General features: G+C 46.9%; 16 protein-coding genes. 3 read left to right on the top strand and 13 right to left on the bottom strand.

Annotation, left to right across the window (positions count from 1 at the left end; genetic code table 11):
• From MKY63_RS15475 to MKY63_RS15460, 4 genes are all read right to left on the bottom strand, one after another.
• Complete coding sequence (locus tag MKY63_RS15475) at window positions 1-747, bottom strand: ABC transporter ATP-binding protein (RefSeq protein WP_036679788.1); 747 nt, start codon at window positions 745-747, stop codon at window positions 1-3.
• The gene (locus MKY63_RS15470; protein WP_076099367.1) at window positions 744-2,252 is read right to left on the bottom strand and encodes a DEAD/DEAH box helicase; all 1,509 of its coding nucleotides are present in this window, start codon (window positions 2,250-2,252) and stop codon (window positions 744-746) included. The genes MKY63_RS15475 and MKY63_RS15470 overlap by 4 nt, the downstream gene beginning before the upstream one ends.
• A 97-nt stretch (window positions 2,253-2,349) precedes the next feature.
• The gene (locus MKY63_RS15465; RefSeq protein WP_076099368.1) at window positions 2,350-3,126 is read right to left on the bottom strand and encodes an SDR family oxidoreductase; all 777 of its coding nucleotides are present in this window, start codon (window positions 3,124-3,126) and stop codon (window positions 2,350-2,352) included.
• A 28-nt stretch (window positions 3,127-3,154) separates the two neighbouring features.
• A complete protein-coding gene (locus MKY63_RS15460) occupies window positions 3,155-3,610 on the bottom strand; it encodes a chemotaxis protein CheX (protein WP_036679793.1) in 456 nt (151 codons plus the stop codon).
• A 254-nt stretch (window positions 3,611-3,864) separates the two neighbouring features.
• Here MKY63_RS15460 and MKY63_RS15455 point away from each other — a divergent pair, with 254 nt between their 5' ends.
• On the top strand, window positions 3,865-4,767 hold the full coding sequence (locus tag MKY63_RS15455; protein ID WP_038573173.1) for a LysR family transcriptional regulator: 903 nt from the start codon (window positions 3,865-3,867) through the stop codon (window positions 4,765-4,767).
• Window positions 4,768-4,838: 71 nt separating this feature from the next.
• Window positions 4,839-5,648, top strand: coding sequence for a histidinol-phosphatase (locus MKY63_RS15450; protein WP_038573175.1), 810 nt, complete (start codon window positions 4,839-4,841; stop codon window positions 5,646-5,648).
• Between the two features lie 142 nt (window positions 5,649-5,790).
• On the opposite strand, the gene MKY63_RS15445 is transcribed toward MKY63_RS15450, so the two are convergent.
• The 7 genes from MKY63_RS15445 to MKY63_RS15415 all read right to left on the bottom strand — a co-directional run bounded on the left by MKY63_RS15445 (window position 5,791) and on the right by MKY63_RS15415 (window position 12,596).
• Window positions 5,791-6,522, bottom strand: a complete 732-nt coding sequence (locus MKY63_RS15445; RefSeq protein WP_256717607.1) for an NADPH-dependent oxidoreductase — start codon at window positions 6,520-6,522, stop codon at window positions 5,791-5,793.
• A 210-nt stretch (window positions 6,523-6,732) separates the two neighbouring features.
• Window positions 6,733-7,275 carry a GNAT family N-acetyltransferase gene (locus MKY63_RS15440; RefSeq protein ID WP_051491088.1) on the bottom strand — a complete coding sequence of 181 codons (543 nt, stop codon included), beginning with the start codon at window positions 7,273-7,275 and terminating at the stop codon, window positions 6,733-6,735.
• A 38-nt stretch (window positions 7,276-7,313) separates the two neighbouring features.
• Complete coding sequence (locus MKY63_RS15435; RefSeq protein WP_081382462.1) at window positions 7,314-8,243, bottom strand: metallophosphoesterase; 930 nt, start codon at window positions 8,241-8,243, stop codon at window positions 7,314-7,316.
• Between the two features lie 57 nt (window positions 8,244-8,300).
• Window positions 8,301-9,092, bottom strand: a complete 792-nt coding sequence (locus MKY63_RS15430; protein WP_051491089.1) for a DUF3891 family protein — start codon at window positions 9,090-9,092, stop codon at window positions 8,301-8,303.
• Window positions 9,093-9,302: 210 nt separating this feature from the next.
• Window positions 9,303-10,067, bottom strand: a complete 765-nt coding sequence (gene sdhB / locus MKY63_RS15425; protein ID WP_036679800.1) for a succinate dehydrogenase iron-sulfur subunit — start codon at window positions 10,065-10,067, stop codon at window positions 9,303-9,305.
• Window positions 10,068-10,142: 75 nt separating this feature from the next.
• Complete coding sequence (gene sdhA / locus MKY63_RS15420; protein ID WP_076099370.1) at window positions 10,143-11,885, bottom strand: succinate dehydrogenase flavoprotein subunit; 1,743 nt, start codon at window positions 11,883-11,885, stop codon at window positions 10,143-10,145.
• A gap of 45 nt (window positions 11,886-11,930) precedes the next feature.
• Window positions 11,931-12,596 (bottom strand): succinate dehydrogenase cytochrome b558 subunit, encoded by a 666-nt coding sequence (locus MKY63_RS15415; protein ID WP_036679804.1) that lies wholly within the window; start codon window positions 12,594-12,596, stop codon window positions 11,931-11,933.
• A gap of 404 nt (window positions 12,597-13,000) precedes the next feature.
• Between MKY63_RS15415 and MKY63_RS15410 the strand changes: the two genes are divergently transcribed.
• A complete protein-coding gene (locus MKY63_RS15410) occupies window positions 13,001-13,903 on the top strand; it encodes a LysR family transcriptional regulator (RefSeq protein WP_036679806.1) in 903 nt (300 codons plus the stop codon).
• Window positions 13,904-14,426: 523 nt separating this feature from the next.
• On the opposite strand, the gene MKY63_RS15405 is transcribed toward MKY63_RS15410, so the two are convergent.
• Together MKY63_RS15405 and MKY63_RS15400 are read right to left on the bottom strand one after the other, a co-directional pair.
• Complete coding sequence (locus MKY63_RS15405) at window positions 14,427-15,098, bottom strand: TrkA family potassium uptake protein (RefSeq protein ID WP_036679808.1); 672 nt, start codon at window positions 15,096-15,098, stop codon at window positions 14,427-14,429.
• A 13-nt stretch (window positions 15,099-15,111) separates the two neighbouring features.
• Window positions 15,112-16,470 (bottom strand): TrkH family potassium uptake protein, encoded by a 1,359-nt coding sequence (locus MKY63_RS15400; RefSeq protein ID WP_254924578.1) that lies wholly within the window; start codon window positions 16,468-16,470, stop codon window positions 15,112-15,114.
• Between the last annotated feature and the right edge of the window lie 17 nt (window positions 16,471-16,487).

The raw sequence follows: 16,487 nt of genomic DNA, 5'->3' as shown, positions 1-16,487 counted from the left end.
TTATTTCCCTCCCTGAACCAGCTCGTAGAACAGCTGCTCCAAAGTCAGCCCCTGATGCCCGGCAGTTGCCGCTATTTCCGCCAACGTACCCTGTGCAATCACCTTACCTTTATGCAATACAATAAAACGGTCGCAATAATTCTCTATTGTGGAAAGAATATGAGAGCTCAACAGAATCGACGATCCAGAGTTCTTAAGATCCATCATGAAATCAAGCAAGGAGCGGATACCTAGTGGATCCAATCCTAAAAAAGGCTCATCGATGACATATAATGCAGGCCGTGCAACGAAAGCGCACATGATCATAACCTTCTGTTTCATCCCTTTGGATAGATGGGTCGACAGGGTGTCCATCTTATCCTCCATATGGAACAGCTTGGCAAGATGCGAGGTGCGGGATTCATAATCCTTTTGATCTACCCCATAAGCTCTGGCAGTAAATTCAACATGCTCACGAACCGTCATTTCGTCATACAGTAGCGGCGATTCCGGTACAAAAGACAACGCATTATTGTATCCAACGGGATCTTCAGCACGCGTCTTGCCCTGTACGGTGATATCGCCCTTATGGGGCGACATCAATCCTAGAATATGCTTCATCGTCGTACTTTTTCCTGCTCCGTTTAAACCAATCAATCCAACCATTTCGCCAGGCTGCACCTGAAGTGCAATATCATGCAGCACTGGCTTATTCAGGCTGTACCCACCACTGAGACCCGTAATTTGCAATACGGGAGCATTATTCATTGACCGTCACCTCTCGGAGTTTTGTCTTTCAACCACTTTGGAGCTCCTTTATTTTTACGGTTCTTCTCACGTTCCGCATTGCTGCTGCGTTTGCTCCGTGCAGGAGTCGCATCTCCGCGTGCTCCCGCAGAAGGATTCGCGCTGCGCTGTGGATCGCGCTGTTGTTCTCCGCTTGTTGTTTCACTTGTGTTAATCGTAGCCATTCTTTTGGCAGGCGGTGTACCTGCTCCAACGGCTGGCGACTGAACATTGGAGGCTCCAGATGTGCTTACAGGTGGCTTGCCGCTGCGTGGAGCGGATCCATCACGGCGTTGCCCACTGCCTTCACTACTCCGTCCCCGTCCATTGTGCAAAGCGCTGCGCGCTTCATCTGCTGCAAGCACCTTACCACCGACCATCTCCCGCTCCTCAAGCGCAATATCCAATTCGCGGGCGAATTTCCGCATGATAAAGGTCTGTTGCTCTGTAACAATTGTTACAGATAAGCCGCGGCGTCCCATCCGTCCGGTACGGCCTGCACGGTGTACATAATGTTCAGAATCAAAAGCAGGATCGTAGCTAACTACCAAAGAAAGATTCTCAATATCCAGTCCTCTGGCAGCTACGTCACTGGCAACAAGCACACGAAATTTGCCTTCCCGGAAACCTTTTAATACATTGCTGCGCGTTACCTTATCGGCATCTCCGTAAAGTGCTGCCGCAGTAAGCCCAAGATGATTCAGCTTAGCCTCAACCTCGGCAATATCGTCTGTAGCATTCACGAACACAATCGCTTTATCGGGATTGTAATGGCGAATCACCCGGCGCAGCATGTCCATTTTGTTACGCTCTTCAGCAACAACATAATGATGCTCCAAACTTTCAGCAGTCATTACACCTGGAGCAATCCCAACCTCTGCCGGGTTCTTCATTTCACGATTAGCCAGCGCTTTCGTCTCTGGTCCGATCGTTGCCGACAGCATAACAAGCTGGCGTGAACGCAGCGCACTGCTGACAATTTTTGTGACTTCGCCGGCTCCGCTAAGCTGGAACATTTGGTCCGCCTCATCCAGAACAATAGTACTGACTTCATGCATCTTCAATTTACGAAGTCCAATCAGCTCGCGGATCCGCCCAGGTGTTCCCACAACTAGCTGTGGATGCTCACGCAGCTTGTCAATCTGGCGTTTGATTGCGGCGCCGCCAATAAGACCCATAACTCGGATTCCGCGCTGTTCGCCATAACGCTCCGCCTCGCGTAAGATTTGCATCGCCAGCTCCTGTGTAGGGGCGAGCACCAGCTTTTGGACCACCTTCTGCTCCGGATTAATCGTTTGAAGCAGCGGCAATAGATAGGCCAGCGTCTTACCCGTTCCAGTCTGGGAAGCTGCAATAACATCTCTTCCCTCTAGTAGAAGCGGTATTGTCTGCTCTTGTACCGGGGATGGAGCGTTAATGCCGAATTCCGACAACCGGGCAATGAGGTCTTCCTGAATGCCGATAGCCGCAAAAGAAGCTTTATTCATAAGTGTAATTCATCCTTTTCGCTTGAGATAATATCTTCATTATATGCCAAAAAGGCCTCTCCACCAAATGGAAGGCCAATAAAGCTGACAACAGGGTCTATTTTCTGTTCATCGCATTATAAGTAAGCTTGTCCGCCAGGCGAGGAAACAGCCCGTAAAGCCGTATGCCAAACCCTGCCAGACCCGGAAGATCGAGCTCTTCTTTGCCGGTCTCCATAACCTTAACGATCTTAGAAGATACATGCTCTGGGGTCATCATCATCCGGGCTACACTCTTCTCATAATTGCCAGACGGGTCTGCCGTTTTGAAAAAATCGGTGGCGATAGGCCCCGGGTTCACAGCCGAGACGATAATTCCGCTCTTCCGCAGCTCCTGACGGAGCGCATTTGTGAATCCGAGAACAGCATGTTTGGTAGCTGTGTAGGCTACGGATTTGGCTGTGCCTATCTTCCCTGCCATGGAAGCCACATTTACAATCTGGCCGCTTCCCCGCTCCAGCATATGTGGAACAACAGCCTTCGTGCACCGGACAATCCCCATGTAGTTAACATCCATCATATCGTCAAATTCATGAGGCTCCATCTCCGTAAAAGCAGCAAATTTGCCGTACCCTGCGTTATTTAGCAAAATATCAATTCTGCCATATGCGGCCAAAATTTGTGCGAAGGTCTTCTGAACACCTACAGCATCTGTTACGTCACAGGTGTACAGTCCAAAAACGCCCGGGATACCGGCCGCTGTTTCTTTCAGCTTCGCTTCAGAACGTGCTACCAGGACGGGGATTGCCCCCTTTTTACTAAGCATCTGTGCCGTTAATGCACCAATGCCGCTGGACGCTCCTGTAATCACAACAACCTTATCTTTGAGTACCATGAAAAGTATTTCAGCTCCTAACTCTTGCCTAAGAGATCATCACCTGAATATCCATCTCTCCAACCCCATCCATCAACAACGGAATACTAAGCGCTTTACGAGGCATAAAAGACATGCTTTCCATCTTCATAATCTGAGGAGGGCTTATATCCACCGAAACACCTTGATTATATAGAATGGTACTGGCATTCCCACTGATCATATTGCTCAGCTCTGAAATTGCACTTTGACCCATCTCATCCATCTCGGTGATCACAAAGCCTCCCATCATAATCGATACCATTCGCAAGGCTACCTGCTCCGCGATACCAAATATAATATTTCCGCTCAGTTGGCCTGTCATCCCTACTTGAATCCATATATGATTATCGATCAGTTCAATTTCTTTAATGCCTAAACTCCCCGTAGAAGGCGAGACCTGAATTACTTGTTCTATAACAGTCCGTGCAGACTCTAGAAACGGATTAATTACTTCTGCTTTCATGAATGTCTAGTCTCCCCCTTTATCGTGCTTTGGTCATATACCAAAAGTCCCAAGCAATATGGATATATTATACTTTATATATCGGCACAATTCAGCAAAAATTAATGCATATGTCGAATTCAAACCCAAGATAGTTTACGCAGCAACATTGCTCTGCCGGGTATTATCTCCTATAATTTAAACAAATGCCAACGTGGAACGTAAGATATTAACGCAATTACAGATCCAATTCGATGGTCCAAAGGAGGTATTCCATGAACATCAGCCAGCTGGAGACACTAATAACAATTTCCAAAACGATGAGCTTTCGCAAGGCCGGAGAACTGCTTAATCTGACCCAACCAGCGGTTTCAGCACAGATTAAGAGCCTTGAAGAAGAGTTCAAGACTCAGCTGGTTGACCGAAACCAGCCAGTTACATTAACGGATAGAGGGACTGTCTTTCTGGAGCATGCGGAACAAATAGTGAGGATTGTCGAGGAACTTAAGGAACGGCTTGCAGATCTTGATGAAAATCCCCAAGGTCATATAGTTCTAGGCACAACTACCTCAATCGCCATTCAAATTTTACCGCGTATTCTATCTTATTTTAAAGACCAGTTCCCCCATATCAAAACATCAATTTCCTCTATGTCCTCATCACAAATTTATCAGCATGTCGAAAACGGCATTGTTGATGTCGGCATCGGTTATTTAATTGGACGTAGCCCGGGCATGTCTACTTCCATTTTGTATTATGATACCTTCGAACTGGTGGTCTCTCCCAGACACCCTCTCGCTCAAGTGAAGACCGCTGGGATAGAAGCCTTAAGCAAGACCCCGCTAATTCTGCTCTCACCAGATACAGTGGGCCGTAAATTTGCGGATGAGGTTCTGAACAAACATGGCATTCAACCTCAGGTCATTATGGAGCTGACCAGCAGCGAGGAAGTGAAACGGATGGTCGAGCTCGATTTGGGCGCCGCCATTATTTCCAAGCAGTCAGTAACCGCTGAGGTTCGAGCCGGCACCCTCAAAATTGTGCCAATTATTGAGCTGGAAGTCACCCATCCTGTTGGCGTGATCACAAAATCAGGAAAATACGTAAACTCTGCTATGAGGCAGTTCCTAAGCGATCTTAAAGGCATGCCGGAAACCCAATTTATCGGGTCTGAATAAATCCCACCCACAAAGTGGAACCGATTACTTCTGAGCTGATTGCATAACCTTGTTTAAAGGAGATGTTCTTGATGAAATTTGATTTACACACCCATCATTTCCGCTGTGGCCATGCTGACGGAACGATTAGAGATTATATCGAAGCTGGGATTGCCGCTGGATTAGGAGTTATAGGTATTTCCGATCATACTCCCTATTTCGGAGATCCATCCGATCAGGCTTTTCCCAAAATCGCAATGGCTAAATCCGAATTTGCTAATTATGTAGATGATGTTCTCTCCCTCAAAAAAGAGTACGAAGGCGTTATCGACGTACTGTTAGGCATCGAATCAGATTACTTCCCCGAACATGCTGAGATATACCGTAAGACATTATCCGCCTACCCTTTTGATTATGTGATTGGATCGGTACATAGTGTTGGTGGAGTCAGCATTTTTAACAAAGGGCGCTGGAAAAACCTTAGCAAAAATGAGAAGATCCGCGTGAAGTCTGAATATTACCGGTTAATTGCTGATTCCGCACGCAGTGGTATGTTCCAAATACTCGGACATGTTGATGCGATGAAGGGGAATTATCCTGCTTTTTCCGAAATCCCTGCACCTCAGCCGATTGACGATTGTCTGCGTGTAATCAGTGAATGTGACGTGGCCATCGAAATCAATACCTCAGGCGGGACTAAGCTGGTCGGCGGCTGGTATCCCTCTGAAGATATTCTGGAGCGGGCACTACATTTTGGCGTAGAGGTTAGTTTTGGTTCGGATGCACATAAGCCGTCCCGGGTCGCCGAGGATCGGGACGCGGTAGCTGCACAGCTTAAAGAAATAGGCTTTACACACTGGGTTTATTACAAGCAGCGCCAAAAAGTCAAAGTTTCTCTGTAAACAAGCTTAAACGCCTTCGCCGTCCCTATAAGGACGGTAAGCGTTTAAGCGAGAAATTAAATAATGCACCAAGCGTTATTGGTTTAGGGGCAGGGTTCACCCTCCGTTAAACCAATCTCAGCTTGGTGCATTTTTTGTTTATTTACAGATTATCACAGCTAAAACCTTGTTGTTTCAGCGTACGTTTCGCATCTCCATATTCCGGGTTGATATCATAAAAATGAGCAATCGTACTGGTCCAATCTCTCTCCGTCATCCCCTGCTGCTGCAAGAATTCACGGTGGGTTTGATTATACGCCTCCAGGAGGCCTTGTACGTCCGGATTGTATTGCTCCTCATGAAATATAGCTTCCAGTGGCAGCCGCGGCTTCTGAGAAACCTCCTCCGCTGGGTATCCCACGCATAGGCCGACGACAGGGAATACGTACTCCGGCAGCTTCAGCAGTTCAATCACACCCGCTGTGTTGCGGCGCACACCCCCAATAGGAATGATGCCCAGTCCCATGGATTCCGCCGCTGCAATCGCGTTAGACAATGAGATTCCCACATCTGTAGCTCCAACCAAAAGTGCATCCACATCTTTTACGGCTTCAAAAGACTTGCCTTCCAGCTCACTAGCTACTTTAGCTCTATAAAAATCCATGCAAAATACCAAAAAAACCGGTGCTGCCGCTACATGCTTCTGATTTCCGCACAAAACTGAAAGCTGCTGCTTACGCACAGGATCTTTGATGGCGATTATCGATACCTGCTGTCCATGAACCCATGACGGTGCGGCTTGAGCCGATTCAATCATAATTTGTAGCTTCTCTGGCTCCACAGGCTGGTCTGAATATTGCCGGAAAGAACGATGATTTTTTAATGTTTGTACCACTTCATTCAAAATGTTACGCCTCCTTGGTCATTCCACTCCATAGTATGTTAATCATAAACGATCGGATTCGGTACTGCCAATCACTTACGCTACTCTTTTCAATCAAAAAAAATGGACCCGAATGATCGGGTCCCAAAGCAGTATATTTTTAAAAGGGGGTCATGTACTTAGTTTAACCGCACACTGTTAGAGTTTGATAACGGCATTATTTCATTTGTGTAACAATGTGAATACTTTCATTACATCGTCCAAGGAGCCGACTTTGGGCATCACCCGCTCCAGCTTCATACCGTTCTTGAGCATCACACGTTCCGATCTAATATTATCTCCTGTGCAGCGTCCTTCGATCCTTGTTATCCCAAGGGTATGAACACTATAGTTCAAAAACAAACCCACGGCCTCCGTCGCCAGCCCGCATCCCCACCATGCCGGGTCCAGCATATATCCTAAGGTAGCTGTGCCCTCACGGCGGTTCCAATTCTGCAAAGCCACTATACCGATCAACCGCTGCTGCCCCTTTAAATAGATCCCGGCATGCAGCGCACAAGGATCGAAGGCAAATAACATCCGGTTTACCAGCTTCTCCACCTGGGCAGATGCTGATCCAGGGCCAGAGCGTACTAGAATATGGCGCTGCACATCTGGATGGGAGAGCAGCTGCCGCAAAGCTAAAACATCCTCAGGCATGATCAGCCTCAGATCAACTGCTAAACCATGTTGTGTCTCTAACAACACTGCTCCATAGGTGCTCATCTTCTCTCCCCTTCCGTGCAGCTAAAATTCCAGCCTAATCAGCTCATGGACCGATGCAGCGTCAGAACCGTTAATTCTGGCCTACACAATAACCGAAAAGGCATGTATGTCTCTCCAAACCCTCTATTCACATACACAGGCATGGCTTTGTCTTCTGTATAATACAATCCATTTATGTATTTAAGAGATCCATAAGGTGTAAATGGCGCACCTATAAAGGGCAGGCGAATTTGTCCGCCATGACTGTGCCCGGAAAGCTGTAGATCAAATGAATAGGCCTGTGCGGTATCCGCATAATCCGGCTCATGCATCAAAAGGACGTTAAAGGTTCCTTCAGGAACACCAGTAATTGCTTTCGCTGGGTCGGGTTTACCGTGTAACAGATCATCCAGACCCGTAACCGCCATGACTGCCCCGCCTCTTTTTAGAAGGTAGGATTTATTCCTCAGCACCCGGAAGCCCGCAGACTCCAGCAGCTCGGTAACCAGCTGGGTATTCTTGTAATCATGATTGCCTAATATCGCAAATTTACCCAATGGCGCACTTAACGCTGCCAGCACCGGTACGGCTTCAACAAGATCCTCAGGATCGCTGTCCACAATGTCACCCGTGAAGCAAATAAGATCCGGTTCAGCTTTGCTTATATGTTTAGCGAGTCGGGCCAGATCCCTGGCATCCTTATTAAATCCGAGATGCGTATCACTGAAATGAACAAGCTTCATCCCTGAAAAAGCGGAAGGAAGCTCCTTAAAACGCAAGTCCAGCTTAGTGACCTCAATCCAGTTCGGCTCCCCCTGCCATGCATATCCGCTTGTAAGCAATCCTGCGCCGATTACAGCAGCCGCACTCCGAGTCAGGAACTGCCGGCGGGTAATTGTAGACTCGCTACCAGAACGCCCCTTAGAGGGGTCCTTGTGGATCTTATCGCCATTCTTATTGGGAGAAGCCCCAGACGATTGTATCTTCATAGGGAGATTCTCCTTTCTTTACCTTTTCCCCGAAAAACAGACGGTCCAAATAATAACTTATATATTATTTCGGGCAGTTAGAACAATCCGGCATTCTTCTTCCGGAGTTTCGCTGTAAGCGCGTGCAATCCCTTTTTTTGCGATTTCTGATTTTTGAACTCGTCTCAGCATAAATGCTACTTCCAGGTTTTTTACAAAAGGAAACGGTTCAAGCATTAACGTTGACTTATCCTGCCACTCCGCTGTGATAACACGACCTGACGTAAAACTGAAATCTTCAGTGCCTGAGAACCCTTCACGCCACCATGGATGCTCCTCTGATTTCGGACACCCCGGCTCATTTAAGGCCAAATACAAGGACAGATCATCGCAGAATTCTAAAAGACGGGCATCATAATACAGCTCATCTTCTCCGATAGGCTTAGAAGCTTCAAGCTCCCGATGGATACGTGCTCTGCGTTCCTCTTCATGTTCTTGATATAACGTTAGTTCTGGATAATCGAGTCCCGAAATCTTAATAAGCCGCTCAAAATGCAAGCTGCACAGCAACGCTCCGTACGGTGTGTGTTCCTCGATCTCATCTAATCCACGCTTATAAAAGGTCAACTTAGGCACTACAGGAAAATCAATAAAGGTGTAGGGTGCTTGCTCCGCATCATTCCAGAAAGGGGTCTCATCGAGATCAATCCAACCCCTATCATGCTGGGCTACTGCCCACAGTACCTCTTCCCGGCGTCCTTCAGTTGGCACATGCTGCTCTTTGAACCCAATGGCCAGCTCTCCGGCAAGTTTCCCGTGATCATGCTGCTTAACCATTACAATTGCTCCATCTTGCTCCCGACAAATCACGATTATTCCTCCTTGTTCCACAGCTAACATTACGTTAACAATGGATATTATAGCATAAATTGGTCAATATTCTGAACTTGCTCCAGCCCTGCAAGACTTTCCCGCCTCAAGCAGATAAGAGAGTCTTAACAACATAAAAAAAGCTACCCCCAGCGAATGGAATCCACTTTGAGGATAGCTCAATAGATAAACATTTGGCGGTACTATTAATTACACACCTAACCAACGTTTGAACATATGCTTCGTTGTTTGCTTGTTTATTTCTGCAATAGATGTCGTAAGAGGAATCCCCTTTGGACAAGCGCGTACACAGTTCTGTGAGTTACCACAGCCATCGATCCCGCCATCCTCCATAAGAGCGTCCAATCTTTCGTCAGCGTTCATTTCACCTGTAGGGTGAGCATTGAACAGACGTACTTGAGAAATGGCTGCCGGTCCGATGAAATCCGTCTTTTCGTTGACATTCGGACAAGCCTCCAAACATACGCCACAGGTCATACATTTGGATAATTCATAGGCCCACTGCCGTTTTTTCTCCGGCATCCGCGGTCCCGGTCCAAGATCGTACGTACCGTCAATCGGAATCCATGCTTTCACCCTTTTTAGCGCATTGAACATCCGGGTACGGTCAATGACTAAGTCACGCACCACCGGAAATGTCTTCATAGGCTCAATGCGTACAGGCTGCTCCAGATTGTCTATAAGTGCAGCGCAAGCTTGGCGGGGTTTGCCATTAATCACCATGGAGCAAGCTCCGCACACTTCTTCTAAACAGTTGGAATCCCAGCATACGGGAACTGTGCTGTCACCTTTGGCATTCACAGGGTTACGCTGAATTTCCATCAAAGCACTGATCACATTCATACCTGGACGATAAGGAAGTTCAAATTCCTCGACATACGATGAACTTTGTGGATCGTCCTGGCGGGTGATGATAAACTTTACGTTTTTGGGAGCTGCAGCTGTTTCCGCCATAATGGTTCCCTCCTCAAATTGCCTGATTTTATTTCATGAAGCTTGCCTCGCAAGCTATTCTGTTACTGGAAAGCATTAATCCTTCGAATAATCGCGTACCCGTGGAGGAATCAGCGAGACATCCACTTCATCGTAGGAGATTTGTGGACCCTCTGCAGTCCAGGCTGCTTTTGTGGTCTTCAAGAACTCCTCATCATTACGATTTGGGAATTCCGGTTTGTAATGTGCACCACGGCTCTCATTCCGCATAAGCGCTCCAAGTGTCATCGCTTCGGACAGCTCCAGCATATTCCAGAGCTGGCGAGTGAAGGCCACACCTTGGTTATTCCAGCGCGATGCATCATTCATATTGATCTTGCGATAACGCTCCTTAAGCTCTTTGATTTTGCCAATGGTCGCTTCCAGCTTCAGATTGTGCCGCACCACGGTCATATTGGCGGTCATCCATTCGCCCAGTTCCTTGTGAATCACATAAGCATTCTCTGTACCTGACATCGCTAACAGAGATTCATATTTGTCCGTTTGCTTTTTGTGGAAGCTATCGAATACGGAAGAAGAGATATCCTGCGATGATTTCTTCAGGCCTTTAATGTATTCAACAGCCTTTGGTCCTGCGACCATACCGCCGTAAATAGCAGATACCAGTGAGTTGGCGCCTAGACGGTTCGCTCCATGATATTGATATTCACATTCTCCGGCTGCAAAAAGACCAGGAACGTTCGTCATTTGATTGTAATCAACCCACATGCCGCCCATAGAATAGTGTACAGCCGGGAAGATCTTCATTGGTATTTTACGGGGATCATCCCCCATGAATTTTTCGTAAATTTCAATAATCCCGCCAAGCTTCACGTCCAGCTCTTTCGGATCCTTGTGAGAGAGGTCCAAATACACCATGTTCTCGCCATTAATGCCCAGCCCTTGATCCACACACACATTAAAAATTTCACGTGTAGCAATATCGCGCGGCACCAAGTTACCGTAGGACGGATATTTTTCTTCGAGGAAATACCACGGTTTCCCGTCTTTATAAGTCCAGATACGGCCGCCCTCGCCACGTGCCGATTCCGACATCAGGCGGAGCTTGTCATCTCCCGGAATAGCGGTTGGGTGAATCTGGATAAATTCTCCGTTGGCATAATGTACACCCTGTTGGTACACCGCACTTGCAGCTGTCCCTGTATTAATAACGGAGTTCGTTGTTTTGCCAAAAATAATACCCGGCCCGCCGCTTGCCAAAATAACAGCATCCGCAGGAAAAGTCTCAATCTCCATCGTCTTAAGATTCTGGGCACTGATGCCGCGGCATACACCTTCGTCGTCGATGATAGCCGAAAGGAACTCCCAGTTCTCGCGTTTAGTTACGAGACCTTCAGATTCCCAGCGGCGCACCTGCTCATCCAACGCGTACAGCAGCTGTTGGCCTGTTGTCGCGCCGGCAAAAGCTGTACGGTGCCGCTTCGTTCCGCCGAAACGACGGAAATCGAGCAGACCTTCCGGTGTGCGGTTGAACATAACGCCCATCCGGTCCATAAGGTGAATGATACCTGGCGCAGCTTCACACATCGCCTTAACCGGCGGCTGATTCGCCAAAAAGTCACCGCCATAGACAGTGTCGTCAAAATGCTCCCAAGGGGAGTCGCCCTCACCTTTTGTATTTACCGCGCCATTGATGCCGCCTTGCGCGCATACGGAGTGTGATCTTTTTACAGGAACTAATGAGAATAAATGGACATGCGCACCAGCTTCCGCTGCCTTGATGGTAGCCATCAAGCCGGCCAGACCGCCGCCCACGATAATGATATCGGATGTTGCCATGATAGTTCACTCCTTTTATCGAAAATATCAGAAAGGATTCTTAAATTAAATGAAGGTCTTTATGGACTGGGCAATAGTTGCTGCAGTTTGAAATTCACTGTCACGGAAAGTAACCAGCGAAATCAGGAACATGAACGTTACTAAGACAAATATGCCAAGACAGAGGTAAGAAGATACCCGCTGTGCACGAGGACCGACGGTAATTCCCCAGCTGATTAAGAAAGACCAGAGACCGTTCGAGAAGTGGAAGCATGCAGCAACGATACCGATAATATACAGTGTCAGCAGAAGTGGCTGAGTCACGATATCGTGCATGAGACCGCCTAATTCTTCGTGCTCCACATTACCCACTGCCACCTGAACCCGTGTTTGGAACAAGTGCCAGACGATAAAGATAAAGGTAACAATACCTGTAATCCGTTGCAGGGTATAACGCCAGTTTCTTTCAATGTTGAAACGGTTCAAGTTCGGCTTGGATTGATACGCAATATAAAGTCCGTATACCCCATGGTACAGCAGAGGAAGCCATATACCGAACAATTCCAGGAAGAAGACGAGCGGTAAGCTGTTCAGCCATAACACGCTGTCAGTGAAACCGGAAGCGCCACCCTCTACAGCCGCAAAATTCGTCATCATGTGCTCAATGAAGAAGGCTCCAAGTGGGATAACGCCTAGCAAGGAATGAATCTTTCTGGAATAAAATCCTTTCATACAAAGTAACCCCTTTCCGATTAAAACAGCGTTTTCATTAATGGGTATTCACCGCCGGAACTACATTTGACACAGGATAACGTTGACAATCCAATGACATAATTCCTTAATTTACCGTTATCCTAGAGTTTACCGGACTTAGTTTTATTTTTCACAAAATGTGAATATCTTGTGTCACTTTTCATGTTACTCTTTTTTCGCTTATAAGGGAATTGCAATCTAATTATTAAACGTTATACAATAAACGCATAAGAATAGATTTTATATGATAATAATTCTCATTTAGCGAAACAACATTTTCCGACATAACCTGATTTTCCTTATGTAATAAGAACAGTTACCCTTAAGGCTATGAATTTCATCACTACTGATCATACATCGCACTAGGAGAGGAACCTCAATATATGTTTGACGATTTAGATGTTTTTGCAGCAGTTGTGGAACATTCCAGCTTAAACCGGGCCTCACGCCAGCTCAATCTATCCCAGCCCGCCTTGTCTCGCAAAATTTCTAAACTCGAGGAACGTCTGGGGGTCGCACTGTTTAATCGTTATGGCAAACGACTGGAGTTAACCGAGGTTGGGCGTCTCACTTATTCCTATGCGCTTGAACAACGGCAGCAGCGTTCCAAGTTTCTGGAAGCCCTTTCTAAATTCAAAGAGGGGGAGCCAAGGCTTGTCACCTTGGGGGCTAGTCTTACCTCACTGCAGACCACGCTTCCGCCGCTGGTTAACGCTTATATGGACAAATATCCGACCGCAGAGCTGAAGCTGATTACAGGCCGAACGCATGAGATCGTATCCTCAGTTAGTGAGGGGAAATCAGATGTAGGTCTGATCGCTTCCTCTATTCAAGAACCTGGGTTACGCTGCATTTCTCTGTTTGAGGATCAATTGCGACTGGTCGTCTCAGAGCAGCATCCTTTAAATTTATCTTCCAAGCTAACCATGGATAATCTATCCCGGCTGCCTATGATTCTCTTCTCAAAGGGGACCTGGTACCGGCGCCTGACGGACGATCTATTCCAGCGCTGCGGGATTGATCCCGATGTGCGCATGGAGATTGACTCCTTCGAAGCCATCGTGCGGCTGCTTCCGACTGTCAAAGCGGCTGCGTTGCTGCCAAAGTCTTATCTGCGTCCAGAGCTGCTGAACGGCGGCGGACTGGTGTCCTTACATATCAAGGAGCTGGAGCAGACTCAACGGACCACCTGCCTGATTTACCGTGACGATGGAAGCATGAGCACGGCGGCTCGCAGTCTGGTGCAAGTAACCGAAGAGATGTTTCTGACAGAACGTGAGCAGTAAAGCCGGACCAAATGAATCAAGGGGCGCACCTATTGATCTCCAAATGAGGCAATAAGTGAAGCACTTATCGAAAGATTAGGGGATTTATCCCTAAAATTCAGAGATTTTTGTTCAGAAGACTTATAATTAGGGAAAACTTCCCTAATTTTTGGCCGATTCAGTAGCTAATAAGGAATCCCTCTAATTATTAGGGAGAAATTCCCTAATTTCGTTTATTTAGAGCGAATAGCGGCTGTTTTCAGGGAAGTTTTCTCTAATTAGTTCACACCCACTCTGTACATCGTACAAACAAAGAACGCATCTCGCCCATAGTCCACTGTCACAGATACCACAAATCATCTACTACAGCCGTACGAATATCACACCTAGTAACTCGCCCACCACACACCCCAATAGCACAGATCACTACGCGTGATCTATAGTCATATGGCATAGTAAAATCCATTACTTTTCCTACTCTTTACTCCATAAAAAAGAAGCTGCCCCCAAGTAGAATTCACTACTTTTGAGTCAGCTTCTTTTACTATGATTCTTGGTTCACAACTTCACTCTCAAAACGGTCAATACTTTCATTAGGACCAATGAGTACCATAACATCGCCTTCACTTAAATAATCATGGGCAGTTGGAGCGACGATTATTCCGCTTTCCCTATTTAGGGCAACAATGCTGCAGCCATATTTAGCTCTTGTATTTAAATCGGACAAGCTTCTGCCGTTCATGCAGGATGGCACGGTCAGCTCGACAATTTTATAATCCTTGGACAGTTCAATATAATCCAGCAAATTGGGCGTCACCAGCTGGTGTGCCACACGAATCCCCATATCCCGCTCCGGAAAAATAACCCGATCAACCCCCAGCCGCGACAGTGCGCGGCCATGAAGGATGGAGATTGCCTTAGCCACCACTTGCTTGACTCCAATCTCCTTTAACAAAATGGCCGCCAGAATGCTTCTCTCCATATTGTCACCAATCGCAACAATCCCACAATCAAAGTTCCGTACACCAAGCGAGCGCATAATTCCCTCATCTGTAGCATCTGCTACTACCGTATGCGTCAGCTGATCGCTCATTTCCTCCACGCGTTCTTCATGGTGGTCAATGCCGAGCACCTCGTAGCCCATTTCCATCAGCTCAAGCGCCAGGCTTGAACCGAAGCGACCTAAGCCGATTACTACAAATTGCTGTGCTTTCATTTCTAATTAACTCCTATCCAATAATTATTTTACCTTCAGGATACTTATACAGTGGTTTACCCTGTTTGGGACCGAGTGCATACGCCAAGGTTAGTGGACCTAGCCGACCTGCAAACATCGTCAGACAGAGTAGAATCTTACCGATCGCTGACAGTTCCGGAGTTAGCCCCATAGTCAGTCCTACCGTAGCAAAGGCGGAGGTCGTCTCAAACAAGATTGCCAAGAAATTACTGTCTTCAGTTGTGGAGAGTATCATCGACACAGAGGCGATTAACAACAAAGCCAGCAGTGTGATCGTTAATGCCTTGTAGATGCGCTCTTGAGCCAGCCGATAACGGAACAACACAACATCTTCCCGTCCACGCAGCATAGCAATAACAGCACCAATCATCATCGTAAAGGTTGTTGTCTTGATCCCGCCGCCCGTTGAGCCTGGAGAAGCACCAATAAACATAAGAATCACTATAAAAAATTGTGTAGCCTGCCGAAGTCCAGCAATATCAACTGTGTTCGCGCCAGCCGTACGGGGAGACACGGATTGAAAGAAGGCTGATAATATTTTACCGCCAAAATTCAGTGAACCTAGGGTACGAGTGTTAGTAAACTCGAATATAAAAATAACCAGAGCTCCGATCAGAATCAGCCCTGTGCTGGTGGACAGGACAACTTTACTATGTAGAGACAGCCTGCGGGTTACCCGAAACTCCACCAGATCTGACATTACAATAAAACCAATCCCGCCGGAGACAATCAGAAACATCACAATAATATTCACAAGCGGATCATATACATAATCAGTTAAACTGCGAAAATCCCCAAAAATATCGAACCCCGCATTATTAAACATAGACACCGCATGAAATATGCCAAAATAAATCGCTTTTCCCAGTGGCATATCAAAAGCCCAGCGAATAGACAGCAGCAAAGCGGCACAGCCTTCTATGACAAGAGAATATATAAGGACTCTCCGGATCAGTCGCACAATTCCTTCCATAGAGCCTTGATTCATGGCTTCCTGTAGGATTAGCCTGTCCCGCAAAGAAATTTTACGCTTTAACACCAGTGAAAATAGAGTGGCCATGGTCATAAAACCTAAGCCGCCGATCTGGATCAGGATCATAATTACGGTTTTCCCAAAAATCGTGAACGAAGTTCCGGTATCCAGCACAACAAGTCCTGTTACACAGGTTGCCGAAGTTGAAGTAAATAATGCATCAATAAATTCCACGGAATTCCCGCTTGTGCTTGAAATGGGCAACATAAGCAGCAAGGCCCCTATCAGAATAATCGATGCAAAACCAAGCACCAGTATCTGCGGCGGCGAGAGCTTCAGAAACTTAAATTCAGAAATCCTGCGAAACTGTGAAGCCACTATGCTCACCTTCTTAT

Origin of the sequence: Paenibacillus sp. FSL R7-0189 (genome assembly GCF_037969925.1) — a bacterium.
In the GTDB taxonomy this organism is placed as follows: Bacteria; Bacillota; Bacilli; order Paenibacillales; family Paenibacillaceae; genus Paenibacillus_AQ; species Paenibacillus_AQ odorifer.
The sequence above is the reverse complement of the archived record's forward strand: the minus strand, read 5'-3'. Positions and strand labels throughout refer to the sequence as shown.

Excerpts from the sequence above, each read along its gene's own strand:
- MKY63_RS15475 (WP_036679788.1), bottom strand. The coding sequence starts at position 747 with ATGAATAATGCTCCCGTATTGCAAATTACGGGTCTCAGTGGTGGGTAC.
- MKY63_RS15470 (WP_076099367.1), bottom strand. The coding sequence starts at position 2,252 with ATGAATAAAGCTTCTTTTGCGGCTATCGGCATTCAGGAAGACCTCATT.
- MKY63_RS15465 (WP_076099368.1), bottom strand. The coding sequence starts at position 3,126 with ATGGTACTCAAAGATAAGGTTGTTGTGATTACAGGAGCGTCCAGCGGC.
- MKY63_RS15460 (WP_036679793.1), bottom strand. The coding sequence starts at position 3,610 with ATGAAAGCAGAAGTAATTAATCCGTTTCTAGAGTCTGCACGGACTGTT.
- MKY63_RS15455 (WP_038573173.1), top strand. The coding sequence starts at position 3,865 with ATGAACATCAGCCAGCTGGAGACACTAATAACAATTTCCAAAACGATG.
- MKY63_RS15450 (WP_038573175.1), top strand. The coding sequence starts at position 4,839 with ATGAAATTTGATTTACACACCCATCATTTCCGCTGTGGCCATGCTGAC.
- MKY63_RS15440 (WP_051491088.1), bottom strand. The coding sequence starts at position 7,275 with ATGAGCACCTATGGAGCAGTGTTGTTAGAGACACAACATGGTTTAGCA.
- MKY63_RS15435 (WP_081382462.1), bottom strand. The coding sequence starts at position 8,243 with ATGAAGATACAATCGTCTGGGGCTTCTCCCAATAAGAATGGCGATAAG.
- sdhB (WP_036679800.1), bottom strand. The coding sequence starts at position 10,067 with ATGGCGGAAACAGCTGCAGCTCCCAAAAACGTAAAGTTTATCATCACC.
- sdhA (WP_076099370.1), bottom strand. The coding sequence starts at position 11,885 with ATGGCAACATCCGATATCATTATCGTGGGCGGCGGTCTGGCCGGCTTG.
- MKY63_RS15415 (WP_036679804.1), bottom strand. The coding sequence starts at position 12,596 with ATGAAAGGATTTTATTCCAGAAAGATTCATTCCTTGCTAGGCGTTATC.
- MKY63_RS15410 (WP_036679806.1), top strand. The coding sequence starts at position 13,001 with ATGTTTGACGATTTAGATGTTTTTGCAGCAGTTGTGGAACATTCCAGC.
- MKY63_RS15405 (WP_036679808.1), bottom strand. The coding sequence starts at position 15,098 with ATGAAAGCACAGCAATTTGTAGTAATCGGCTTAGGTCGCTTCGGTTCA.